We start from the raw sequence: 25,018 nt of genomic DNA on the forward strand, positions 1-25,018 counted from the left end.
TGCGAACCTGTACATGTAAAAAAATGAAAATCAGCGAAATAACGAACTATCTTGAATTGATAGCCCCACTGGCTTACCAGGAATCCTATGACAATGCCGGGCTGTTGGTCGGTCATCCCTCTGATGAAGTCGGCAAGGCGTTGATTACGCTGGACGTGACTGAAGCCGTGATTGACGAAGCCATCAACGAAGGTGCAGGACTTATCATCGCCCATCATCCCTTAATTTTTAACGGCATCAAAAAGCTGAACGGTTTTTCGGAAACCGAACGTTGCATCATCAAAGCAATAAAAAACAACATCGCAGTTTACGCAGCACACACCAACCTCGACAGCGTGATGGGCGGGGTAAACAGCAAGATTTGTGAGAAGCTGGGCCTGATAAACTGCCGTTTTCTTTCCCCCGCAAAAGGGCAACTGAAAAAGCTGGTGACCTTCATCCCGCACGAATATGTTGGGCAGGTGCAAAAAGCTGTTTTTGAAGCTGGGGCCGGACACATCGGGAATTACGATTCATGCGGGTATTCGCTCGAAGGAACAGGCAGTTTCCGTGGAAATGAAAACAGCAAACCCTTTGTCGGATTGTCAGGACAGGTTCACCACGAAGCGGAAACCCGTTTTGAAACAATTTTTCCGTCCCACATTCAGGCAAAAGTGATCGGCGCCCTGCTGCAAGCCCATCCTTACGAGGAAGTCGCTTACGATATCTATTCGCTCGACAACGATTTTCCGCTGGCCGGTATTGGGATGATCGGCGAACTGGAACAACCACTGGAAGAAACTGCATTTCTCCGGCAGGCACAGAACGTATTTCAAGCCGATGCCGTCAGGCACAGCCCTCTGCTGAACAAGCCGGTACAAAAAGTAGCTGTATGCGGAGGCTCAGGAAGTTTTCTGATTCGGCAAGCCATTAGCGCCTATGCAGATGTTTTCGTGACCAGCGACCTGAAATACCATCAATTTTTTGAGGCCGAAGCGAAGATACTTCTGGCCGACATCGGGCATTTTGAGAGTGAACAATTTACCCGAGAAGTTTTTTATGAGCTACTTACAAAAAAATTCCCTACATTTGCACTCCGTTTATCGGCTGTTAAAACCAACCCGATTAACTACTTGATTTGAAACAGATAATAACAGCATTCAAATATGAATACACAGTATCGCGAAGAAGACAAAACCGTGCCAATTAGTGAGAAACTAAAAGCGCTTTACGAATTACAGAGTGTTGCGTCGGAAATCGACAAAATCAAAACCCTTCGGGGTGAGCTTCCCCTGGAAGTGCAGGACCTGGAAGATGATATCACCGGTTTAAAAACCAGAATTTCAAATTTTGAAGATGATGTGAAAAGCATGGAAACATCAATCGTCAACCGGAAATCTGCTATTAAGGAATCTGAAGTCCTGATTACCAAATACACCGAACAGCAAAACAACGTTCGAAATAACCGGGAATACGATTCACTGAATAAAGAAATTGAATTCCAGAAACTGGAAATTGAACTTTCTGAAAAAAGAATCCGCGAGTTTATGGCTGAACTACTCACAAAAAAAGAAGCGATCGATTCGTCGAAAATACAACTGAGCGAACGAGAAGAAGATTTGGACCGCAAGAAAAAAGAGCTGGACGAAATTACAGCCGAAACAAAAATTGAAGAAGAAAAGCTGAAAAGCAAAGCGGAAAAAATCGAAGACATGATTGAATCGCGCTTACTGACTGCGTTTAAACGTATCCGCAAAAATGCCCGTAACGGTCTGGCTGTTGTTACCGTACAACGCGATGCCTGCGGTGGTTGTTTCAATAAAATTCCGCCTCAGCGTCAAATGGATATTGCTAACCGCAAAAAAATTATCGTTTGCGAATACTGCGGACGCATCCTGGTTGATAAAGATATCATGGAAGTGGAAGTAGGAGCCGAAGACTAAATATGACAACAAGATAATTAATAAGAGGCCATCTGAAAAAGATGGCTTTTTTGTTTGCACTAAGGATTTGATACGAAATAATATGTACATTTGAAAAAAACAAAATGTATGCAAAGCGATAAACTTTTACAGGAAAAATATGATTTGCTATTGCCCCATTTAGATGAAAAAAGCAAGCGTCTGTATTTGGCATCAGAATCGATCGGGCATGGGCGTGGGGGTATAAGTAAAACTGCTAAACTTACTGGGTTTTCCAGGGTGACGCTAACGTCAGGGATTAAAGAATTGCGGTCGGCAGATGTAAACAAGATTGATTTAAAAAGCAACCGAAAGACTGGTGGTGGCAGAAAAAAGCTGACAGACAAAGAAATTGGATTAACAGAAGCTGTCCGCGAATTGGTAGGCCCCCATACTGTTGGAGACCCGATGAATACACTTTTATGGACAAGCAAGAGTACGAGAAAGATAGCGGTGGAGTTAAAAAGGAAAGGGTATAATGTTAGCTATAACGTAGTTAACCGTATATTGAGTTCCGAAGGGTTTAGCTTGCAGGGTAATAAGAAGGTTGACGAAGGCGGGGAACACGAAGATAGGGATGCACAGTTTGAACATATCAACAAAGTGGCGACAGAATTTATTGCTTTAGGGGACCCGGTTATTTCGGTAGATTGCAAAAAGAAGGAATTAGTGGGGAATTATAAGAATTCAGGACAAGAATGGCACCCAAAAGGCGGATCCCCCGAAGTAAAGGTTTACGATTTTGTCGACAAGGAACTAGGGAAAGCCATACCTTACGGGGTGTATGATATAGAGCAAAACCAAGGCTGGGTAAGCGTTGGGGTTAATTACGACACAGCTAAGTTTGCCGTTTCATCCATACGGAACTGGTGGTATGAAATGGGGGCGGGTTTGTACGGAAAATCAAAACGCCTGTTCATAACAGCAGATGGTGGCGGGAGCAACAGTGCGAGAAGCCGTCTTTGGAAATCAGAAATACAGTCACTTTCAAATGAGTTGGACATGGAAATAATTGTAAGCCATTTTCCGCCAGGGACAAGCAAATGGAATAAAATTGAACACAGGATGTTTTCATATATCTCCATGAACTGGCGGGCAAAACCACTGACAAGCCTACAGGTAATAGTAAGCCTGATTGCAGCTACGACAACAACAAAAGGCTTGTTGATAAAAGCAAAAATCGATGACACGGTCTATGAAAAAGGAATTAAAATAATAGATGAGGATTTGAGAAAGATAAATATCACAAAAAACGATTTTCATGGAGAATGGAATTATTCCATTGTACCAAATATGTAAAGTTTATTTTGTATCAAGCCCTAAGTCCTTAAAACGCTAATTTTGGCGGTGAAAAACGGTCTGTAGCTCAGTTGGTAGAGCAGCTGACTCTTAATCAGCGGGCCCGGGGTTCGAGCCCCCGCAGACCGACCAGAAAACCAAAGAGTTGCAAGAATTTAATCTTGTGACTCTTTTTTATTGTATTCTCAATAACCAAATCTGGCCAGAATCGTAACAGTAAAAGCTTTCCAGGTAAAACCAAAGCTCCTGCACAAATAACACAAAAGACCGGAAATTTATGACGTTTCCGGTCTTTTATGAAACCTAATAAGAACTGAAAAAAATCGATGAAATGAAAGCTATAAAACAAACCTTGCCGTTCAGACGATTCGCCTTTTTAATGGCTCTGTTGACCATCGCAGGCTGCGCCGCAATCTCATCATTCGATCAATATGCTTACACGCAAACCACATCGGGAAAAGTTGATGCGTTAAACGTGATGGATTTGGCAACTGAAGCATACGATGTCCATAAAACCTTGGTAAAGGAGCTTGAAACCAAACTTCAGAAAATCTATGAGTACGAGAAAAACCGGCCCAAAAATGAAATCAGTACCCAAATGTGGGATAAACTTCTCGCTAAAGAGGGCTATCTGTTGGGAGGATTCCTTGCCCGCTGGAAAGAGGAAGACAAGCTAAATCCGGCTTTTATAACCGAAATGAAGAAAATCGTGGATCAGGCATTTGACCAGATCGCAGGTTTGGAAAGCAAGAAAATCAAAAAATCGCAAGTATCAAATTGAAAAACGTTAACCCACTAAAAACAGGACAGATATGGATTTCCAAAAGCTATTTGACCGCCTGAAGGACGAAGTAATCAAGCTGGCTTCGTCCAGTTTGAAGAGTTACAAAAAAGAAGCGCAAAACGATGCCTTGCGTATCGTGGAAGAACTGAAGGGAAATCTGGAAACATGGACCATGCAAATGGCGGCCGGAGAACTGTCAGCAAAAGACTTTGAATTTTTAGTTCTGGCACAGAAAGAACTGATTGAAATGACGGCATTAAAACTGAAAGGCCTGGCTAAAATTAAGATTGACGAATTCAAGACCGGTTTGTTAAACTGTATCATCAATACCGTAACCGGTTTAATCTGACGTTGAGTAAATATCCTCTAAATTCGTTAAAAGGTTTAATTTAAGAATCATTCTTCGTGAAAGGATTGAAATATATTTTAAATATTCGGGGAAGAATATTTAGATATAAGTGAAGCCAGGCTCATTTTTCACCCGGCTTCTTTATATTTTCAGTATTGGCTACCAACTACCTCCAGCTCCGCCGCCGCCAAAGCCACCACCCCCGAAACCGCCAAAACCGCCGCCGCCCCCGAAGCTGCCACTGCCGCCTGAGAAGTTGCCCCAACCGCCGCTGCGATGGCCTGAGCCCATTAAGCCGCCCATGATCAGCCAGAAAGGCAAACTACTGCCACCGGTGTTATAGTACCTTCTCTTCCCTCTGAAAATCGGGATGATAACAAAGAAAAACAGAAAAAACAGGATGAAAAACGGAAATCCGCCTCCGCTAACTTTATCCTGGTACTCCTGTGCCGAGAATTCGCCGGACGCCAGAGACATAATGACCTGCACGCCGTTTGAAAGTCCGCCGTAAATATCTCCCGCTTTGAAGCGCGGAATCATCTCATGATTAACAATGTCGCGATTGGCAACAGCATCGGGAATAACCCCCTCCAGCCCGTAACCCACAGCCATGAATACTTGCCCCTTTTCTTCCGCCGTTTTGGGCTTGAACAGTACAATCACACCGTTGTCTTTGTCTTTCTGTCCGACTCCCCATGCTTCGCCCAAACGAAAAGCATAATCAGATGCCGCATAACCATCGAGCGTTGGCACGGTAACAACGACAATCTGGGTTGAAGTTTGCCGGGCAAAAGAAACCAGTTGGTTTTCCATCTGTAACACCTGTTCCGCAGTCAGCACCTGGGCCAGGTCATTGACTAATCTGGGTGGATTTGGCCGTGCGGGGATATCCTGAGCAGAGATCCCCAAGGACAACAACAAAGCAACAATAACGAATATTTGTTTGATCATGCTACTTATTTTTCTCCGAATGAAATTTCGTCCGGAAGTTCATTGACATCATCATGCTGATACGGGAAGTGCGCCTTAAGCTGTTCACCTGCCATCCTGATCCCTTCGGCCAGCCCATCAGCCATCCGGCCTTTTTTAAACATCGCCAGCATGTGTTCTTTAATTTCCTCCCAAAAGTCGTCCGGCACTTTCGCATTAATTCCGGCATCACCCAAAATGGCAAACTTATGGTCGTATACCGCCATATAAAACAAAACTCCGTTTCTCAAGGCTGTTTTATGCATGTTCAGCTTTTCAAACCAATATGCAGCGCAATCGAGTACATCCTCCTTACATTTACCTTCGATATGTACACGCACTTCGCCGGACGTATCCAGCTCAGCTGCACTGACGGCATCGGTTATCCGCTTTTTCTCTTCTTCGCTAAAAAAATGAGATACTGCCATAGTCATACTTTTTATTCGAAGCTTACCTGAGGCGCTTTTTCAGCTCCCTGATCAGCTTCAAAATAAGCTTTCTTTTCGAAACCAAACAGGTTGGCATAAAGGTTCTTCGGGAATGTCCGGATGTAGGTATTAAACGAACGGGCGCTTTCATTAAATTTCCGGCGCTCAACAGTTATCCGGTTTTCAGTTCCTTCAAGTTGAGCCTGCAAATCCAGAAAATTCTGATTTGCCTTCAAATCCGGGTAACGTTCTACCACCACCATCAGGCGGCTCAATGCAGAAGATAAACCAGCTTGTGCATCCTGAAACTGCTGAAGTTGCTGCATATTCATATTTTCCGGGTTTACGTTCACCGATGTTGCTTTTGAGCGGGCTTCAATCACGGCCTGCAGGGTTTCCTGTTCGTGTGCAGCATAACCTTTTACAGTACTAACCAGGTTTGGGATGAGATCGGCCCGTCGCTGATACACATTCTCGACCTGCGCCCAACTGGCTGAAACGCCTTCATCCATCGTAACCATCGTATTATAGGTGCCTTTAACGGTCGAATAAATCAATAAAACGACGATAACGACACCTGCTAAAATGATCCAACTCTTTTTCATTTGTTTTACTCTTTTTATCAATGATTTTTACTAGTTCGGCAAATGTTGCAAAACTACCCTAAAGTTACTTCATTTTTTCGGGGAATGTCGCAAATTTACCGTTAGACAAACGTCTTCAAAAGATGAACCAAAATCGTCCTCTGCCATGACACGAGAAGAATTTCAAACCCACATCCAAACCGGAATACCAATCAGCTTACCCGGAACCCGCCCATACATAGCGAGTTTGAATCACGCCCCCAGACGTAAAGATATCCTATCGTCTGAAGAAAAGAAGCAAGCGTTAAAAAATGCCTTACGTTATTTTCCGACAGAACAGCATGTCATTTTGGCGCCGGAATTCTTAAACGAGTTAAAAACATTCGGACGAATCTATATGTACCGTTTTCGCCCGGCATACGAGATGAAGGCCCGCCGGCTGGAAGACTATCCGCACCGATCAAGGCAAGCTGCAAGCATCATGATGATGATTCAGAATAACCTGGATCTGGCGGTGGCCCAACATCCGCACGAATTGATCACCTATGGCGGAAACGGAGCTGTCTTTCAAAACTGGGCACAATACCTGCTTTGCATGAAATATTTATCGGAAATGACCGATGAGCAGACCCTGGTTTTATATTCCGGACACCCGATGGGCCTGTTCCCCTCTCATCCGGATGCGCCGCGCGTGGTGGTCACCAACGGGATGGTGGTTCCCAACTATTCCGGACGCGACGATTATGAGCGAATGAATGCCTTGGGAGTCAGCCAATACGGACAAATGACAGCAGGCTCATTTATGTACATTGGCCCCCAGGGGATTGTACACGGAACCACCATCACCGTGATGAATGCGGCCCGCATGCAGGGAGCAACAGAAATGGCAGGCAAGGTTTTCGTATCGTCGGGACTTGGCGGTATGTCGGGAGCCCAGCCAAAAGCAGCGAAAATTGCCGGCATGATTGGTGTGGTTGCCGAAATCAATCCCAAAGCAGTTCGCATACGACACCAGCAAGGCTGGGTAGACGAAGTCTTCACTGAACTTGATTTCTTAATCGTGCGTATTCGTCAGGCTCAGAATAATAAAGAAGCAGTATCGCTGGCTTACCAGGGCAATGTGGTCGACTTATGGGAAAAACTGGCAAAAGAAAAATTTCACATTGATTTGGGTTCCGATCAAACCTCGCTGCATAATCCCTTTGCCGGCGGATACTATCCTGCCGGATGGAGTCTGAATGAGTCGAATAAGATGATGAGCGAAGATCCGGAACAATTTAAAGAAGAAGTTTACAAAAGTTTGCGGCGCCACGTGGCTGCCATTAATCAAATGACTGCCTTGGGCATGTATTTCTGGGATTACGGGAATGCCTTTCTGCTGGAAGCCGGACGCGCCGGAGCCGATGTGTTCAGTCAAAACAATAAGTTTATATATCCGTCGTACGTACAGGATATCATGGGTCCATTGTTTTTCGATTACGGTTTCGGGCCTTTCCGCTGGGTCTGCACATCAGGCGACCCGAAAGACCTGGCAAAAACCGACCGGCTTGCCGCTTCGGTATTGAAAAAAATCAGGCAAACTGCCCCGCCTGAAATTCAAAGCCAGTTAAACGACAATATTCACTGGATTGAAGAGGCCGAAAAAAATCAGCTGGTTGTTGGCACACAAGCCCGGATTTTATATGCCGATGCTGAAGGACGAATAAAAATTGCCCGGGCTTTTAATGAAGCCATTAAAAACAGGGAAATTTCAGCGCCCGTCGTGTTGGGCCGCGATCATCACGATGTCTCGGGAACCGATTCGCCCTTCCGGGAAACATCCAACATCTTTGACGGATCAGCTTTCACGGCCGATATGGCCGTACAGAATGTCATCGGGGATTCTTTTCGCGGAGCCACCTGGGTATCAATTCATAACGGAGGCGGAGTTGGCTGGGGTGAAGCCATTAACGGAGGCTTCGGCCTGACCATTGACGGCAGCACCGATGCTGAGCGACGGATCGCGCAACTGTTACATTGGGACGTAAACAACGGGATTGCCAGACGAAACTGGGCAGGTAATCCGGCAGCGACCTTCGCCATAAAACGGGCCATGAAAGAAAATCCGAAGTTGAACATCACCTTGCCCCATCAGGCAGATCAGGAGGTGATCGACAGTCTGTTCTGATTAAATAGTGTCGGTGTATTTTTTCAGGGTGAAGGTGAAAGTACTCCCTTTCCCGGGTTTCGACTGAACACCAATTGTTCCGCCGTTAATTTCAACAAATTCTTTACACAACAACAAGCCCAGCCCCGATCCCTTTTCATGATTGGTGCCATAAGTTGAAATGTGATTGTCGGGTGCGAATAAACGGGGAAGATTTTTCGCCGAGATCCCGATCCCATTATCGATCACCGCTATTTCAATAAAATTGCCTGATTCTTTTGCCTTAACCGTGATTTCGCCGCCTTCTTCCGTAAACTTTACGGCATTGGAAATCAAATTTCTCAAAATCAGGTTAACCATATTATAATCGGCAAATGCAGCGATCCCGGCGGCAACATCTGTTTTAAGTTTTATCCCCTTACTTTCAGAGAATCTGAAATTAAGCAGGATATTACTTTCAATCAATTCTGCCAGTTCCAAACGTTCGGGACGGTAACTAATGCTGTTTTTCTGACTTTTGGCCCACGACAACAGGTTATCCAGCAAAAAATAAGTACTTTCAGCCTCATCCCTCAGTTCATGGATAATTTGTTGCCGTAACTCATCGGTAAACATTTCCGGATAGTCGGCCAGTTGTCCTACCACATCTTTAAAAGCCCCGATCGGGTTTCTCAGGTCGTGCCCGATAATAGACAGGAACTTGTCTTTCGTCTCGTTTACCCGGATCAACTCAACGTGTTGCTCGTTAATCTGCTTATTTTTCTGTTCCAGCAGATCGCTGGCCTTTTTACGGGATTTTATATAATTGAGCATAATAAAGAACACGATGACCGATAAGCCAAGGGTTAAAAACAAAAAACGTGTTTGTGTTTTTTGTCTTCTTATCTGAATCTCTTTTATCTGGCTGTTCTTTTGAAGCAGTTCAATTTCGTTTTGTTTTTCCGAAACTTCAAGTTCCGAACGCAGTTGTGCAAAATCATTGGTCCGCTCGTCGTTGTAAAGCGTGTCGGTTTTCTGGGCATAAAGCTTCATATTCTCAAAGGCTTCTTTATACCGTTTCTGGGCCTCATAGATCCGGGATTTCACCAGGTAGCCTTTTTGTTCAAGATCGGCAATCCCAATTTTTTTTGAAAGTTCCAGAGATTCGTTTACCTGCGATAGCGCTTCTTCCATCTTCCTTTCCGACAAGGCCGTCTGTGATAGGATTAACCGCGCATTGGCAATTCCTTCCAACATCTTCAGCTCACTAAAAACAGATAATGCCTTGTTTGCATTCTCGTAAGCAAATTTGTTTTCTCCGAGCAGCAGGTAAACTTCGGCCAAACCAACCCATCCGTAAGCCCGGTAAAAATCGCCGGCATCGGCGCTATCCGCAATATCAATTGTCAGCTGATAATGGGTTAATGCCTTCTGGTATTCTTCTTTGTCTTTATAAATTTCTCCAATATTATTGTATACAATCGCCTGACCTACATAATCATTCAACTGCTGATAGGTAGCCAGGGTCCGTTCATAAAACTCCAGCGCTTTATCGTAATCTTTCCATGCATGATAATTCACGGCCACATTATTCAGAATCCGGGCCATGATCTGTTCGTTACCTTCCTGCTCAAAATATTTCAACGATTCCATCAGATGGCGAAGTCCTTTGGTCCGTTCGCCTTTATTTGTGAGCAAAGCGCCAAGGTTTAAACGGGCCGTGGCTGCCCGTGCTTCCAATCCGGCAGAATCTGCCTTTTGTAAGGTTTCCCTGAACATCGCCGCCGATGTTTCGTAATCACCGGTGTTCATGTAATAGGCTGCCAGCGAGTTCAGGCCAACGCAAATGTAATCGGTATGACCTGTTTCTCTGGCTATTTTAAGGCCAATGTCGGAATACTTACGACCATCTTCAAAGTTACCGGCAAACAGATAACCGCCGCCAATTAATAAGTTAGCAAAAGCCTCCTGTTCTTTATTCTGGTATTCCTGAATGATTGACAAGGCCAGACGTCCATACTCAACCACCTTTGCGGGATCGACATACGTGTATTCTTTGGAAAGTTCCAGGTAACAGTCGGCCCGTTTTTCTCCCTTCAACCCGGGCAATACAGATCTCAGGCTGTCAATTCGGGCCGATTGGGCACAAACTGATGCATTTGTAAAGAAAAAACCGACTAAAATGACAACTGTGTAAACGTATTGCTTCAATTAGATTATTTTATCTTATGGACTAAAAATAATTCATATTTATATCTCTCACAAACAAGAATTACGAAAACATGAGCTGATACGGACGTTTTAGTTCATTTTTTAACGCTTCGATACCAAAACTCCTGCTTTTTCGCAAGAATTCGCGTCCTTCAAAATAAACAAGAATGGCAGGAACCGAAAAAATCCGGTTTTGGGCGGCGGCATCAGGCACTTTTGCACAATTCATATAAACCTGTTTGATTTTCGGGAAATATTCATCCAGCATTTCGGCCACTTTCGGTTTCAATACCTGGCATACGCTGCATTCGTCAGTCGAGAAATAGGCAAGTACCGCATCTTCCTGTTCAAGTACCTGCTCAAAATCAGCCAGAGAAAAAAGTTCGGTAAACATCAGTATGGTCCGCGCTTAATAAAACAAGATCTTTTCCATCGTATTCCCGCTCTAATCCTGGTTCTTCTTCTGAATCAAAACAGTGGCGTAAGCAGATATCCCCTCTTCGCGGCCCTCAAAGCCAAGCTTCTCGGTTGTTGTCGCCTTCACCGAAACCACATCAGAGTCAACTCCCAACACTTCAGCCAATTTCTCTTCCATCATCGGGATATAATCTTTCAGTTTAGGTTTTTGGGCCGCAATGGTGGCATCGATATTTCCAATGGCATAACCTTTCCCGGACAGCAGTTCGTTTGTTTTTTTCAACAAAATCTTACTGTCAATATTCTTAAAATCAGTCGAATTATCAGGAAAATGATAACCAATATCTCGAAGTTTGGCAGCGCCGAGCATAGCATCACAGATGGCATGAATCAGCACATCTCCATCCGAGTGAGCTACCGTCCCTTTTTGATGCGGAACCAGAATACCGCCTAACCAAAGACTTTCGCCTTCGGCCAGACGATGAACATCATAACCAAAACCAATACGAAATATCATTACCTTCTTTGACTGTTAAATGCTTCAAAGTCGAACAACAGCGAGAAACGCAAGGTATTTTCAAGCGGGTGATTTCTTTGGGTCGGCACCAGGTACGAAAAATCCAAGGCAAAAACATTCAGCTTTAAGCCGGCGCCGAAGGTTACAAATTTCCGGTTACCCTTGTTTTCGTGTTCGTAAAAATATCCGCCGCGAATAGCAAACTGCTTGTTATACCAATACTCGAAACCGGTGGAGATATTGACTTCCTGAAGTTCTTCCTTAAACCCGCCCGGAGCATCCGTAAATGAAGTGAACATACCGGAAATGACCGATTTATCCTGGCTGAATCCGCCTCCGACAATCACGCCTCCCTCACCTTCTTCCACTTCAATGTTTGGGGTAGGTACCAGTAATTTATTGAAATCGAGGGTAAATAAAATTGTATTGTATTGGTTTAGTTCGGTTTCATAGGCCGTGCCCAAACGCAGATTGGTCGGGATAAAGTCTTTGGTCATCCCGTCGGAATACGAAATCTTATTTCCAATATTGGAAATATTCAAACCGGCTGATAATACGGAATTTCTCCTGTTCCGACGCATTTCGTTCCGAAAGTAGAATGCAATATCGGCCGCAAACGAATTACCGGCATGTGTTTCGACATCGCCAACCATTTGCCCTCCGGTCAAATCGGAACGGATGTACCGCAAAGCCACAGAACCGGAAAATTTTTCGGAAAGCAAGCGGCTGTAAGCCACATCAAAGGCAAATTCATTCGGATTTTGCAGGCCCTGGTAATTTCCCCAGTTATCCATAAACGTAATTTCACCCAATGCAAAATAGAGCAACGAGGCGCTGACCGTTTGCACGTCATCCAGCTTTTTGTATCCGGCCAGGTAAGCCAGGTTAATGTCGTCAACCAGGTTCCGGAGCCAGGGAGTATAGGACAAACTCACGCCCAGGTCGCTTTCCATAAACGCGTATTTCGCCGGATTCCAGTGCTGCGAGTTCATATCCGGGGAAGTGGCCACGCCGGCATCCCCCATACCGCCTGCCCGTGAATCAGGGGCAATTGTTAAAAACGGAACCGCTGTTGAAATCGTGTTGGCCCCCGTAGCTGAAGATTGGGCGCTGGCATGCTGAAAACAGATGCTCAAAATTAAAATCGCCGTAATAACCGCAAATCGCTGTTTCATTTTATCCTGTTAAGAAGTTAAACTGCAAATATAGACTAATTGTTAAAATCTGTCCCCTTACCGGGAGCTACAACAATGAACGAAAAAAAGAGATAAAAAGTATATCTGTGATCATGCTATATGAAAAGAAGACCTACCGGGACCGCTGAAAAAAGTTAAGAAGCCTGAACAATAAGTGATGGACAAATCAGTTATATTTGTGAACATTGAAATTTTAACTGAAAATACATAGCAATGAAATTTAAGGCCATAATACTTTTGGTGTTGTCTGTGATGATTGCAGGCTGTGGTTTATTCAAAAAAGATGGTGCCGGATTTAGCAAAAAGAATGCATCCAGCAAAACCGGATGGAAATACAACGATCCGGACAATGGTGGTTTCCAGGCAGATGATGGCTATGAGCAATTTACCGGCCCCGGGTTAAAATTCATCCAGGGTGGAACCTTTACGATGGGACGGGTCGAACAGGATGTCATGTACGATTGGAACAACATGCCCCGACGGGTAACCGTAGCATCATTTTATATGGATGAAACAGAAGTATCGAACCTGGACTACCGGGAATTTTTGTTCTGGATCCGCCGGGTACATCCCGACAAACCGGAAAGATATCAGGCTGCCCTGCCCGACACCCTGGTGTGGAGAGCTGCTTTGGCCTACAATGAACCTTATATTGAAAACTACCTGCGGCATCCGGCGTACAGCCGGTACCCCGTAGTTGGCGTTTCGTGGGTCCAGGCAACCGAATATTGTAAATGGCGCACAAACCGGGTTAACGAGCAATTACTGGTCAACCGCGGGGTGCTGAAACACGACGCCAATCAAAGCGGCCAGGATGTATTTACCACGGAGACCTACCTCGCCGGCTTATACCAGGGGACACAGGGTGATAAACCCATTGAAGACGCGATGGGTAATGCCCGGCAACTCAGGTGGGAAGACGGTGTTTTACTGCCAAGTTACCGCCTGCCTACCGAAGCCGAGTGGGAATATGCGGCTTATGGCCTGATCGGAAATACAGAGGGAGAGTTATTAACCGAAAGAAAACTTTATCCCTGGAACGGAAGCTACCTTCGGAATGATTCCAGAAGACGCCGTGGCGAATTAAATGCGAACTTCATCCGGGGACGTGGCGACATGATGGGTATGGCCGGAGCATTAAACGATAATGCTGACATCTCTGCTCCTGTGAATTCGTACAACCCGAATGATTTTGGTCTGTATTGTATGTCCGGCAACGTAAACGAATGGGTCGCAGACGTATACCGCCCCCTGTCCATGCAGGATATGGCTGAATTCCAACCTTTCCGGGGAACGGTTTATACGCAATACAAACGCGATGAAGGCGGTAACCTGATCCGGAACGAATTCGGGGAGCTGGTTGTTGACACGGTCGCTGATTTCCGTAATTACATGGACGGAGATTACCAGTCGCAACTGATTGAAGGACAGGACTGGAACACGGAAAAGGCACTCAATACCGACAATATGTACATCAAATCAGAAACTGAAGGACAATTATCGTCTCTGATTACTGATAATACCCGCGTTTACAAAGGCGGATCGTGGAAAGACCGGCCTTACTGGCTGGTTCCCGGAACCAGACGGTACAAAGAGCAAACAGAAACAGCCAATGACCTTGGATTCCGTTGTGCCATGACACGCGTTGGCAGCCCGGAAGGATTTTAGTGATCATCAATCTAATCTTGATATTCATGAAACCTCATTTTTTTAGATGAGGTTTTCTTTTTTTTGCAACATGAACACAGAACAATTATATCATCTTTACTGCAAACATCCCGTTATCTCAACCGACAGCCGGAAAATTCCGAACGGATGTATCTTTTTTGCACTGAAAGGCCAAAACTTCGATGGGAACAAGTTTGCCAATGAAAGTATCGAAAAAGGAGCAGCCTTTGCTGTTGTTGACGATCCGGCCTTAGCAGGCAACGACAAACTGATATTGGTAACCGATGTACTGGAAAGTTTACAGCAACTATCCACCTATCACCGGGAACAACTCAATATTCCGGTGATCGCAATTACCGGATCAAACGGGAAAACAACCACAAAAGAATTAATTGCTGCCGTTTTACGTCAAAAATTCAGGGTAACCTTTACTCAAGGCAACCTGAACAACCACATCGGAGTCCCCCTTACCCTGCTCCACATAAACAAACAAACAGAAATAGCCATCATCGAAATGGGCGCCAACCATCCCGGAGAAATCGCCCAACTTTGCCGGATTGCCCGGCCCGACTACGGCATAATCACCAACATCGGCAAAGCTCACCTCGAAGGATTTGGCTCGTTCGAAGGAGTCGTTAAAACAAAATCCGAGCTGTACGATTTCCTTCGTGAAAACGGGGGAAAATGTTTTGTCAATGCCGATAATGAGTTGCTGGTAAAACAGGCAGGCGGACTCGACCAGCTAAGCTACGGAACAGGCGCGGCGGCCCAGCTTCAGGGCCAGGTGGAAGATTCGGCTTATTACCTGACCGTTAAAGCGCTTTTTCCGAAAGGGTGGCTGTATCTGAAGTCGAAGCTGATTGGCAGTTACAATGCAGAAAATATACTGGCAGCAGCACGCATTGGCTTACATTTCGACCTTGATCCGTTGAAAATCCAGCAGGCAATCGAAAACTACGAACCCGATAATAACCGCTCTCAGCTCATTCAAAAAAGGAGCAACCGGATTATTATGGACGCCTACAACGCCAACCCGACAAGTATGATGGCCGCCTTACAGAATTTTGAAATGATCAACCATCCCGACAAAGTGCTCATTCTGGGCGATATGCTCGAACTAGGGGCATATTCGGAACAGGAACATCAAAAAATTGCCGACTTCATTGCCCAAAGTAAGGTCCCGTCTGTTTTTCTGATTGGCAATTGCTTCGCAAAAACGCATACCGATCTAAAAACAAAGAAGTTCGGATCAACCGAACTTCTCATCAACTACCTGTATCAACAAAAAACAATGGAAGACAAGCTAATTCTGATCAAAGGCTCCAGAGGGATACAACTGGAAAAAGTCCTCGAAAAAATTTAGCCTGACTATTTTGGTATTCTTCCCGAAACAAGATTTAGTTGACCGGTTTCTCAACTTTCAACACTTCACCGATCGCCTGCTCAAAAGTCGACTTGGGTAAAGCGCCCATCGCCATTTGCGGCTGACCGTCAACCGGGACAAACAGCAACGACGGAATGCTTTGAATGCCAAACATGGCTGCCAGCTCCCGCTGATCCTCGGTGTCTACTTTGTAAATATGCAAACTGTCGCCGTATTCTTTTTGCAGTTCTTCCAGGATGGGAGCAACCATTTTACACGGACCGCACCAATCGGCGTAAAAATCAATCAAACACGGCTTGTCGCCTTCGTATTTCCAATCTTTATTTTGTTCAAAATTGAAAACTTTCTCTTTGAATGTTTCTTTGGTTAGATGTTCCAACATAGCTTTTTATTTTAATTATTCAAATATATAAATTTCTTGATACTTGTATATCAAGTTCTGTGCCAATAAAATTATCGGAAAATTACCTCTGCAAGGTTTCGAAATAATTGTAATTTTGTCACGGTTTTAAACATTTTGGCATGTTTTTACTTTAAATAACGTTTAAAACCGAAAAATTGATTCATGAGAGAGCATTTAAAACACCCTGTATTTTCAATTATTTCAGAAGAAGCGGACCGGCTGGGCCAATCGTGTTACGTCATCGGCGGGTTTGTCAGGGACCTGTTTTTAAAACGAATTTCGAAAGACATTGATGTAGTGACCCTTGGCAGCGGAATTGAACTGGCCCAAGGGGTTGCCAAACGGCTGGGCCCCAAAACACCTGTCAGTGTATTTAAAAACTTTGGCACAGCGATGATCAAAGCGCAGGATCTGGAAGTGGAATTTGTTGGGGCACGAAAAGAATCTTATCAACGCGACTCGCGCAAACCAACTGTCGAAGACGGCACACTGGAAGACGATCAGAAACGTCGCGATTTCACCATAAATGCGCTGGCCATTTGCCTGAATAAAGATAAATTCGGCGAACTGGTTGATCCGTTCAACGGGATGGACGACTTGAACAAACGGATTATCCGCACACCTTTGGAACCGGGCATCACCTTTTCAGACGATCCGTTGCGTATGATGAGGGCCATCCGTTTTTCAACACAGCTGAATTTTGTTATCGAAGAACACACCTTAAATGCCATCAGCGAAAACAACGAACGCATCAAAATCGTTTCGGAAGAACGGATTTTAGAAGAACTCAACAAGATCATTCTGGCCGATAAACCTTCCAAAGGGTTTAAACTGCTGGATAAAACAGGCCTGCTGAAACTGATTTTCCCGGAGCTGCACCGCATGAAAGGGATCGACATGGTTGACGGCATTGCTCACAAAGATAATTTTCTGCATACCCTGGAAGTTCTCGACCGGATTGCCCCCAACACGAATAATCTGTGGCTCCGCTGGTCGGCTTTGCTCCACGATATTGCCAAACCCCGCACCAAACGGTTTGTGCCCGGGATTGGCTGGACTTTTCACGCGCATAACCATGTTGGAGAAAAGATGCTTCCCGCACTCTTCCGCCGGATGAAACTACCCTTGAATGAGAAGATGAAATACATCCAGAAGATGGTTTCGCTGCATATGCGCCCGATCGTGTTGTCGGAAGACGAAGTCACCGACTCGGCAGTCCGCCGCCTGTTGTTCGAAGCCGGCGATGATATTGACGACTTAATGACACTCTGCGAAGCCGATATCACCTCGAAAAATGAATCAAAGGTTAAACGTTATCTGAAGAACTTCCAACTGGTGCGCGAAAAACTGAAAGACCTGGAAGAGCGTGATCACATCCGCAACTTTCAACCACCCGTTTCAGGAGAGGAAATTATGGAAACCTTTGGCCTTAGTCCCTGCCGCGAGGTCGGGCTGATAAAAAACGCGATTAAAGAGGCTATTCTGGACGGCGAGATTCACAATGATTACCAGGAAGCCTACAATTTCATGCTGACGAAAGCCGCCGGGATGGGCTTAAAACCGGTTAGTCGTTAACCTGCAATTTAAGCCTTACAGGTAAATGGTCGCTAAAACCGCCCTGGTATTTATAACCGAAATACGTTCGAAATAACCTTTTCCCTTTAAACCGGGGATCAGGCTCAAATAAAAAGGGCAGATCAACAATCGTCGCCCCGTTCTTCGTTGTACTCAACCCCGTTCCTTTCAATAAATAATCGGAGACAATGATCTGATCGAAAATTTGCCAGCTTTGCTGGTGTTTTAAGGTTCCACGCGGAGCCCATCCGGCCGACAGGTTGATCAGTTCACCGGCCTGTCCGGTTGAATTTTCAGTCCTGGCCTCCAGTACGTCTTTTAAACTTTTATTCAACGGTTGGTCATTAAAATCACCCATGATCACCACCCTGGCTTCAGTATGGTTTGTCCTGATCCGGTCAACGGCATTCTTAAGCGTATTTGCCGCCCGTATTCTCAGCGATTCTGTTTCGGCCTGTCCGCTGTATCGCGACGGCCAATGGTTAAAAAAAACATGTAAACTATCCTGCGAGGGAAAACAAAAAACGGCATACAAGATTTCCCGGGTATGGATAATTTCTCCATTCTGACTCTTCAATGGCAAATAGTCGTATTCGAGCGGTAAGATCAGATCGGCCCGGTACAGCAAGGCCACATCAATTCCGCGGTTATCGGGCGAATCTTTATGAATAATCCGGTAGTTAAAAGCGGCCAGAGCTGTTTTCCGTGTCAAATCTTCCAATACCAGCCGGTTCTCCACTTCACATAAACCGATAATCACCGGTAAATCAAATCCGCATGAGGCCAGAAGAACTTTCGCAACCCGGTTCAACTTTTCCTGGTAGCGCTTGTAGCTCCAATGCCTGACTCCTCCGGACAAAAACTCATCATCGGCCGTCATCGGGTCATCGGTGACATCAAACAAATTTTCAACATTATAAAAAAGCAGATTGTATTCAACCGGCGCCGTCAGAGACTGTGCATCCAAATTAACCGGAAACAAAAATAACAGGATCAGCAGCAGGAACCGGTCGACTCTATTTCTTGGTTTTCTCCACTCGTTCATAAGCGCCCAGGTCAGGTGCATTATCGCTGGTCCGGCTTTTATTTTGCAGATCAAACGGGAATAAGGCGCCAACATCGATTGAACCGGCATCTTTGGCCGGACTGAGTGTATCCAGTTCAAAGATCATTTTATTGTACGGATCAATAAACTTCGGATCAATCCCTTTGAGAATACCTGAGTAATTATTTCCGTTTGTTATTTTGAACGTGTCAGCCAATTGCAGCAGGCAATGATCAAACCTGAAATTAAAATCGACCTCGCCGGTTTTTATCAGGTTTAGTTCGTTTCGGGTAATGATGTTGCCGGTAACGATGCTGTTTGCAAAATAGGCCTTCTTTAAATCACCAACATACGTTTTGTTCGAGCCATTGGATTTATCAACGATCACATGATCCGAGATCATGAGTGAAGACGTAGAACGCGTACGGGATGAATAGCCTCCCCAATAATTGGCAATGGTTGTATGATAGAACTCATACTCCCCTCCTACCAGCAAAGCAGCCGCATAGTAGCCGCAGTTAGCAACCACGCAATTATAGGCCCTGATTTTTGATTTTAATGAAAAAATCCCGGCATAGGCATGATTGTATATTTTTGTATTGGCTAAAACCACCGAGGCATAACCTTCTTTTTCAATGGTGCCCACCTGCAAACCAATGTTGGCATTCTTTATTTCAGCATACTGAAATTTATTATCATAACTTCCTGAAAACAACAAAATTCCATTCCACTGATCCGGCACATTCTGATAGACATCTTCCAGCCTGTCGCCCTGAAAAACCACCGGCTGCGCGAATGTTCCTTCCACCAGAATTTTTCCCTGGACGTACAGCCCGGTGCCATGGTGAAAATAAACCCTTGTCCCTGGCTCAATCGTCAGAACAACAGCCGTATCAACTTTCGTATTAGAATAAACCAGGTAAGGTTTCTCTGCCGTCCAGGTGGTCGATCGGGTAATATGCTCTTTTACCAAAACAATATCCTGCCCCCAGGCAATCAAATCGACATCCTGCAAGTTTGCATTGGTCAGGAATTCAATCGAGTCTTTCACAACAATGGGTAAATCCATGCCTGCCGGGTCAATTGTTACCTCAACAAAAATATAGATACTGTCCTTTGGACCTATTTCCACATCAAACAGTTCGTCTGTGGGAAAGCCGTTTATATTTAAACGAAACTGGGACTCTTTACTGCCGGCTAACCGAATATGTGAGATTAAGATTTTCTGATCGTAGGGGTTGTATACTTTTAAGTGCTGCGTGGTAGAACCAATGGTGGTAAAAATGGTATCAAACATCACGGTATCAACAGAAAAAGCCAGTTTTACATCAGCCGATGACAAATAGCGCTCGTCTTCACACGAAATCATGTAAATCAGCATAAGAAAGACAAAACATATGTAGAACAGTTTTTTCACCGGCGACTTTTAGGTTTAACGAGGTTTCACTGCTGATTAGTATACTAAAGTACGAAATGATTTTCACAAATTTTAACATTTTTTTCATGATTAAAAAAACAACCGTCCGGTTTTTTTCATTTATGACGGAAAGCCCTGTAAAAGTTAACATTCTGTTAAAGATCAGGAGCTCAACCCAAGGGGATTATTTTCCACAGTTGCCATCGGGATATAACAAATAGTTACGTCTCAATTCCAGGTATTTATTCAACTCACCTTCCCATGAAATCTTGATCTCTTTTTCGGTTTTTCCGGCGCGGATATCAGCCAGCAACTTATCGGTACCGGCCAGCAGGTTAAACCAGCGCTCAGAGCTCAAAAATTCAGTTTCGTCGGAGAATTTCCGGAGATATTTCAAAAAATACGACAGCGTAAACCGGTGGTTCAAACAAACGTCCCGAAGATCTTCACCATAACACAGCTTTCCTTCCTGTAAAGGATTTTTTGCCATCCCGTCCATACTTACCGGCGTAAACTGAAAACTCCCCATTTTCGGATCGGGATACCCGATTACCTGGAACGGGAAAGTGGTTCCTCTTCCAATGCTGACACGTGTCGCCTCAAAAAAACATAAAGCCGGATTGACAGATCGTTTGGCAGATTTGGAGATGGCTTTACCGGCAGGGAATACCGGGTCTGATGCGTGTAGTTTTTAACCGGAATCACAGTCAGATCACAATGAGCGCCAGCCTTCAACCAGCCTTCGCCGTTTATCATTCCGGCCAGCTCGCCCAGGGTACAGCCATGCACCACCGGAATGGGATGCATCCCCACAAATGATTTGAACCGCGGCTCAAGAACCGGGCCCGACACATAGTCCCCGTTTGGATTAGGACGGTCAAAAATGATCAGGGGCAGGTGGTTTTCGGCACATGCCTCCATGACGTAGTGCATGGTACTCAGGTAAGTATAAAAACGAACTCCGACATCCTGAATATCATAAACCACGGCATCGAGCCCGCTTAGATGTGCGGGAGCCGGCTTTTTATTATCTCCATACAAAGAAATAACCGGCAATCCCGTTGCTCCGTCGGTTTGATCTTTTATTACTTCTCCGGCATCGGCATCCCCCCGAAATCCATGTTCCGGACAAAAAACCTTTTGAACAGAAATTCCTTTTTCGAGCAAATAATCCAATAAATGCCGGTCTCCGATCATGGAGGTATGGTTTACCACCAAGCCAAGCCTTTTGCCTTCGAGCAAGGGCAAATAAACCTCGGGCTGTTCGGCTCCTGTCTTTACCGGCTGAGCCGGAAGCAATTTCACAAAAAAAATAAAGGACAGCAAAAAGATTGATTTCATGTTCAAAAAAATTCGTTTCACGAATGTAAAAAATCGTCCTGATCCTGCCTAACGACCATCCGGATAAAATCGCCATCGACCGCAGGAACACGAAGAGACCATAAAATATCCCATTGTTTCAGGAAAATTTGTTAAAGATTCATAACAGGCCCGCAATTCGGTGAAAATTTACGAATTTTCGCCTTACAACGAAGGACATAAAAGTACCTTTTAAGCGTTGCTTTATTTATAGCCTGAAAATTTGAAACAATGAATAAACTAATATTATATCCAATTTTTATCATTCTTTTCATATTCAACCTTCACAATTTAAAAGCCCAGAAAACTCCGGACTTTCTGAAATATCTCGGCCATACCTGGGTCGATTCTACCTTAAAAGAAATGAGCCTTGAACAAAAAATCGGCCAGTTATTCATTGTTCAGGCATACAGCGAAAACGGGAAGACTACCGATCAGGTGTTAAACGATATTCAACGATTCCACATTGGCGGGATTATTTTCATGCAGGGAAATGCGGCGGATCAGGTTCTGTTAACCAACCGGTTTCAGCAGGCAAGCCGCATTCCGCTGCTGATTACCATGGATGCGGAATGGGGCCTTGGGTTCAGGTTAAAAGATGCGCCAAAATACCCGGTACAAATGGCATTAGGCGCCATTCAGCACGACAGCCTCATTTACCAAATGGGCATTGAAATCGGGAAACAACTACGGCGGATTGGTGTTCATGTAAATTTTGCCCCGGTGGCCGATGTGAACAACAATCCCAATAACCCGGTAATCAACTACCGGAGTTTCGGTGAAGACCAGCAAGCCGTTGCCCGCAAATCATGGCTATACGCGAAAGGCCTACAGGATGCCGGCGTACTGGCCGTTGCCAAACATTTCCCGGGGCACGGAGATACTAAAACCGACTCCCACCTTGGCTTGCCGGTGATCAATCATGGCCTGGAACGGCTAACAAAGGTTGAACTGTACCCGTTCAAAGCACTGATCGACAGCGGAATCGGAAGCATCATGACCGGTCACCTGCAACTACCGGCGCTGGAACCCGACACCAAACTGCCATCGTCGTTGTCGCCGCTGATTATTAAAGGCAAACTGATTGATGAATACCATTTCAACGGGCTGATTATCACCGACGGCATGAACATGCAGGGAGTGACCAATCAATTCCCGTCGGGGGAAGCCAGCGCCCGGGCGCTTATTGCCGGCAACGACATGCTTGAGATTGTCCCCAAGCTCGAAGAATCAATCAACGCGGTAAAAAGGGCGGTGGAAAACGGCGAGCTCAGCCAGGAAGAAATTGACTGGAAATGCCGGAAGATACTGGCCTTGAAAAAGTGGCTCCAACTTGATGAGAATTCCCCGATTTCGCCGGAAAACCTCCGTGCCGACCTGTTCAAACCAAGCTACGAATTAACCAAACGCCTGCTGCACGAACAATCGTTAACTGTTTTAAGAAATGAAAACCTGTTACTTCCTTTGCAAAAACTGGACAGTTTAAAAATTGCAGTCATCTCTGTCGGCACAACAAACGAAACGGCTTTTCAACGCATGAGCAGCCATTACCTGGATGTTGATTATTTCAACCTGAAAAAACAAGCTACAGCCCAGGAAATTGAACAACTGGCGAGGGCAATGAGACCCTATAACCTGCTGATTATCGGCCTTCATAACCTAAACCTTGGAGGAACTAGAACGTATGGCGTAGATTCGTCAATCACTGAATTCATACTGAAAACAACACACAAAAAACAAGTAGTTGCGCTGTTCGGTAACCCTTATGCACTCGATTATATCCCGGGGATTGAAACCTGCGAAGGCTTGCTGGTCAGCTACCAGGAAAACCGGATGACCGAGGAACTGGCGGCACAGGCAATATTCGGCGCCATCCATGCAAACGGAAAGCTTCCGGTGCATGTTAACAACCACTTTAAACTGAATGACGGGTTTGACATAAAAAAAAACCAGCGATTAAAATATACCATCCCTGAGGAAGCCGGCATATCATCGCGATACCTGGAAGACCGGATTGACAGCCTGGCCAATTTAGGATTGCGGGAAAAAGCCTACCCCGGATGCCAGGTACTGATTGCCGTTAACGGCAAGGTAATTCTGCACAAATGTTACGGATACATGACTTACGATCGGCACACGCCGGTAGAAAAAGATCACCTGTACGACTGGGCCTCCATCACAAAAATTACCGCTCCCCTTCCTGCGCTGATCCGCCTGCACGGCGAGCGAAAGTTCAATCCCGACCTGCCGTTTTCGTTTTACTGGCCACCTTTCCGAAATACCGAGAAAGATAAATTTACCACCAGGGAAGCGCTGGCCCACCAAAGCGGGCTGATTGCCGGAGTTCCATTATGGCAAAACCTGGTAAAAAAAAATGGGCAGTTAACATCGGTATTCAACGACCGCCCAACAAACAGGCATGATATACGCATTTCTTCCAATTTATATTTGAATAACAAATTAAGCGATCAGGTCTACGATGAAATTCTGGGATCACGCTATTTTACCCCGGGAAAATACAATTACTCCGACCTGCCGTTTCTCATTTTTCCAAAAATTATTGAAGACTTAAGCCAGTGCGATTATGAAGCTTACCTTAGAAAAACTTTTTATCAACCGCTGGGCGCATCAACCATAACATTCAACCCTTACCGTTTTTTCCCGGCACAGCGCTTTGTCCCGACCGAATATGACGAATTGTTCAGGAACGAACTGCTCCAGGGTTTTGTACACGACGAAGCGGCAGCGATGTTGGGGGGGGTTTCGGGGAATGCAGGTTTGTTTGGCACCGCGAACGATCTGGCCAAGCTCATGCAAATGTACCTGCAAAACGGTTATTACGGAGGAGAGCAATTTCTCGACTCGGCAAGCCTGGCCGAATTTACCCGGGTTCAGTACCCCCTGAGAAACAATCGCCGCGGGATGGGTTTCGATAAGCCATACATCAACAATCAACGAAGTACCTTAAAAAATGCCTTTCCCGCCATTGATGCCAGTCCCGACAGCTACGGACACACGGGCTTTACCGGCACATTCACCTGGGCCGATCCGATAAACCGCGTTCTTTTTATCTTCTTTACCAACCGGATTTACCCCACGCGCACCAATTCAAAACTTACCGGGCTTAACCTGAGAACATCGATGCACCAGGTGATTTACGACAGTATTAAAAAGGGGATTTAGGCTGATCACACGCGATACCGCTCACTGACAACACACTCCTGTTTTTAATTGAAAAAGCATGCGGTTAAAAATTGTTAAAATGTTTTTTAACATTCATGATCAATAATTTAGATCAGTAAGTTCTAAAATCCGCACAGGAAAAAGCTTTCAGCAAGATAAAAAAGG

General features: G+C 45.1%; 22 protein-coding genes and 1 tRNA gene. 11 read left to right on the forward strand and 12 right to left on the reverse strand.

Going from position 1 to position 25,018, the window contains the following annotated elements:
* The first annotated feature begins 23 nt into the window (after positions 1–23).
* From AC6H3C_RS18810 to AC6H3C_RS18835, 6 genes are all read left to right on the forward strand, one after another.
* Positions 24–1,121 (forward strand): Nif3-like dinuclear metal center hexameric protein, encoded by a 1,098-nt coding sequence (locus AC6H3C_RS18810; protein WP_497517053.1) that lies wholly within the window; start codon positions 24–26, stop codon positions 1,119–1,121.
* A gap of 24 nt (positions 1,122–1,145) precedes the next feature.
* A complete protein-coding gene (locus AC6H3C_RS18815; protein ID WP_497517054.1) occupies positions 1,146–1,922 on the forward strand; it encodes a zinc ribbon domain-containing protein in 777 nt (258 codons plus the stop codon).
* A gap of 108 nt (positions 1,923–2,030) precedes the next feature.
* Complete coding sequence (locus AC6H3C_RS18820) at positions 2,031–3,239, forward strand: ISAzo13 family transposase (protein ID WP_497515874.1); 1,209 nt, start codon at positions 2,031–2,033, stop codon at positions 3,237–3,239.
* Between the two features lie 56 nt (positions 3,240–3,295).
* Positions 3,296–3,371: transfer RNA gene (locus tag AC6H3C_RS18825), tRNA-Lys, on the forward strand.
* A gap of 199 nt (positions 3,372–3,570) precedes the next feature.
* A complete protein-coding gene (locus AC6H3C_RS18830) occupies positions 3,571–4,020 on the forward strand; it encodes a hypothetical protein (protein ID WP_497517056.1) in 450 nt (149 codons plus the stop codon).
* A gap of 31 nt (positions 4,021–4,051) precedes the next feature.
* On the forward strand, positions 4,052–4,372 hold the full coding sequence (locus AC6H3C_RS18835; RefSeq protein WP_497517057.1) for a hypothetical protein: 321 nt from the start codon (positions 4,052–4,054) through the stop codon (positions 4,370–4,372).
* 159 nt (positions 4,373–4,531) lie between these two features.
* Here the strand turns inward: AC6H3C_RS18835 and AC6H3C_RS18840 are convergent, their stop codons facing one another.
* Genes AC6H3C_RS18840 through AC6H3C_RS18850 form a run of 3 tightly spaced genes read right to left on the reverse strand, consistent with a single transcriptional unit; the run spans position 4,532 to position 6,374 of the window.
* Entirely contained in the window at positions 4,532–5,323 is a 792-nt protein-coding gene (locus AC6H3C_RS18840) for a TPM domain-containing protein (protein WP_497517059.1), read from the reverse strand.
* Positions 5,324–5,328: 5 nt separating this feature from the next.
* On the reverse strand, positions 5,329–5,769 hold the full coding sequence (locus AC6H3C_RS18845; protein WP_497517060.1) for a TPM domain-containing protein: 441 nt from the start codon (positions 5,767–5,769) through the stop codon (positions 5,329–5,331).
* A gap of 11 nt (positions 5,770–5,780) precedes the next feature.
* On the reverse strand, positions 5,781–6,374 hold the full coding sequence (locus tag AC6H3C_RS18850) for a LemA family protein (protein WP_497517062.1): 594 nt from the start codon (positions 6,372–6,374) through the stop codon (positions 5,781–5,783).
* A gap of 145 nt (positions 6,375–6,519) precedes the next feature.
* On the opposite strand from AC6H3C_RS18850, the gene hutU reads away from it, so the two are divergent.
* Positions 6,520–8,520, forward strand: a complete 2,001-nt coding sequence (hutU, locus tag AC6H3C_RS18855) for a urocanate hydratase (protein WP_497517063.1) — start codon at positions 6,520–6,522, stop codon at positions 8,518–8,520.
* On the opposite strand, the gene AC6H3C_RS18860 is transcribed toward hutU, so the two are convergent.
* The 4 genes from AC6H3C_RS18860 to porV form a co-directional block, all read right to left on the reverse strand.
* Positions 8,521–10,689, reverse strand: a complete 2,169-nt coding sequence (locus AC6H3C_RS18860) for an ATP-binding protein (RefSeq protein WP_497517064.1) — start codon at positions 10,687–10,689, stop codon at positions 8,521–8,523.
* A gap of 61 nt (positions 10,690–10,750) precedes the next feature.
* The gene (locus AC6H3C_RS18865; RefSeq protein ID WP_497517066.1) at positions 10,751–11,083 is read right to left on the reverse strand and encodes a thioredoxin family protein; all 333 of its coding nucleotides are present in this window, start codon (positions 11,081–11,083) and stop codon (positions 10,751–10,753) included.
* A 51-nt stretch (positions 11,084–11,134) separates the two neighbouring features.
* Positions 11,135–11,623, reverse strand: coding sequence for a 2-C-methyl-D-erythritol 2,4-cyclodiphosphate synthase (gene ispF, locus AC6H3C_RS18870; RefSeq protein ID WP_497517067.1), 489 nt, complete (start codon positions 11,621–11,623; stop codon positions 11,135–11,137).
* Positions 11,623–12,798 (reverse strand): type IX secretion system outer membrane channel protein PorV, encoded by a 1,176-nt coding sequence (gene porV / locus AC6H3C_RS18875; protein WP_497517068.1) that lies wholly within the window; start codon positions 12,796–12,798, stop codon positions 11,623–11,625. The genes ispF and porV overlap by 1 nt, the downstream gene beginning before the upstream one ends.
* 234 nt (positions 12,799–13,032) lie before the next feature.
* Between porV and AC6H3C_RS18880 the strand changes: the two genes are divergently transcribed.
* Positions 13,033–14,487 carry an SUMF1/EgtB/PvdO family nonheme iron enzyme gene (locus AC6H3C_RS18880; RefSeq protein ID WP_497517069.1) on the forward strand — a complete coding sequence of 485 codons (1,455 nt, stop codon included), beginning with the start codon at positions 13,033–13,035 and terminating at the stop codon, positions 14,485–14,487.
* Between the two features lie 70 nt (positions 14,488–14,557).
* Positions 14,558–15,850: a UDP-N-acetylmuramoyl-tripeptide--D-alanyl-D-alanine ligase gene (locus AC6H3C_RS18885; RefSeq protein ID WP_497517071.1), complete on the forward strand. Its 1,293-nt coding sequence runs from the start codon at positions 14,558–14,560 to the stop codon at positions 15,848–15,850.
* Positions 15,851–15,884: 34 nt separating this feature from the next.
* Here AC6H3C_RS18885 and trxA read toward each other — a convergent pair whose 3' ends face one another.
* The gene (gene trxA / locus AC6H3C_RS18890; protein WP_423126737.1) at positions 15,885–16,253 is read right to left on the reverse strand and encodes a thioredoxin; all 369 of its coding nucleotides are present in this window, start codon (positions 16,251–16,253) and stop codon (positions 15,885–15,887) included.
* Between the two features lie 183 nt (positions 16,254–16,436).
* Between trxA and AC6H3C_RS18895 the strand changes: the two genes are divergently transcribed.
* Positions 16,437–17,849, forward strand: a complete 1,413-nt coding sequence (locus tag AC6H3C_RS18895; RefSeq protein WP_497517072.1) for a CCA tRNA nucleotidyltransferase — start codon at positions 16,437–16,439, stop codon at positions 17,847–17,849.
* On the opposite strand, the gene AC6H3C_RS18900 is transcribed toward AC6H3C_RS18895, so the two are convergent.
* The 4 genes from AC6H3C_RS18900 to AC6H3C_RS18915 all read right to left on the reverse strand — a co-directional run bounded on the left by AC6H3C_RS18900 (position 17,839) and on the right by AC6H3C_RS18915 (position 21,652).
* Positions 17,839–18,894 (reverse strand): endonuclease/exonuclease/phosphatase family protein, encoded by a 1,056-nt coding sequence (locus AC6H3C_RS18900; RefSeq protein ID WP_497517073.1) that lies wholly within the window; start codon positions 18,892–18,894, stop codon positions 17,839–17,841. The two genes, AC6H3C_RS18895 and AC6H3C_RS18900, sit on opposite strands and share 11 nt — an antisense overlap.
* On the reverse strand, positions 18,866–20,311 hold the full coding sequence (locus AC6H3C_RS18905; RefSeq protein ID WP_497517075.1) for a hypothetical protein: 1,446 nt from the start codon (positions 20,309–20,311) through the stop codon (positions 18,866–18,868). The genes AC6H3C_RS18900 and AC6H3C_RS18905 overlap by 29 nt, the downstream gene beginning before the upstream one ends.
* Positions 20,312–20,495: 184 nt before the next feature.
* On the reverse strand, positions 20,496–20,960 hold the full coding sequence (locus tag AC6H3C_RS18910; RefSeq protein ID WP_497521280.1) for a hypothetical protein: 465 nt from the start codon (positions 20,958–20,960) through the stop codon (positions 20,496–20,498).
* The gene (locus AC6H3C_RS18915) at positions 20,861–21,652 is read right to left on the reverse strand and encodes an exo-beta-N-acetylmuramidase NamZ family protein (protein ID WP_497517076.1); all 792 of its coding nucleotides are present in this window, start codon (positions 21,650–21,652) and stop codon (positions 20,861–20,863) included. The genes AC6H3C_RS18910 and AC6H3C_RS18915 overlap by 100 nt, the downstream gene beginning before the upstream one ends.
* 249 nt (positions 21,653–21,901) lie before the next feature.
* Here AC6H3C_RS18915 and AC6H3C_RS18920 point away from each other — a divergent pair, with 249 nt between their 5' ends.
* The gene (locus AC6H3C_RS18920; protein ID WP_497517077.1) at positions 21,902–24,853 is read left to right on the forward strand and encodes a serine hydrolase domain-containing protein; all 2,952 of its coding nucleotides are present in this window, start codon (positions 21,902–21,904) and stop codon (positions 24,851–24,853) included.
* Positions 24,854–25,018: the final 165 nt, after the last annotated feature.

It is taken from the genome of Gaoshiqia sp. US2, from assembly GCF_059705485.1.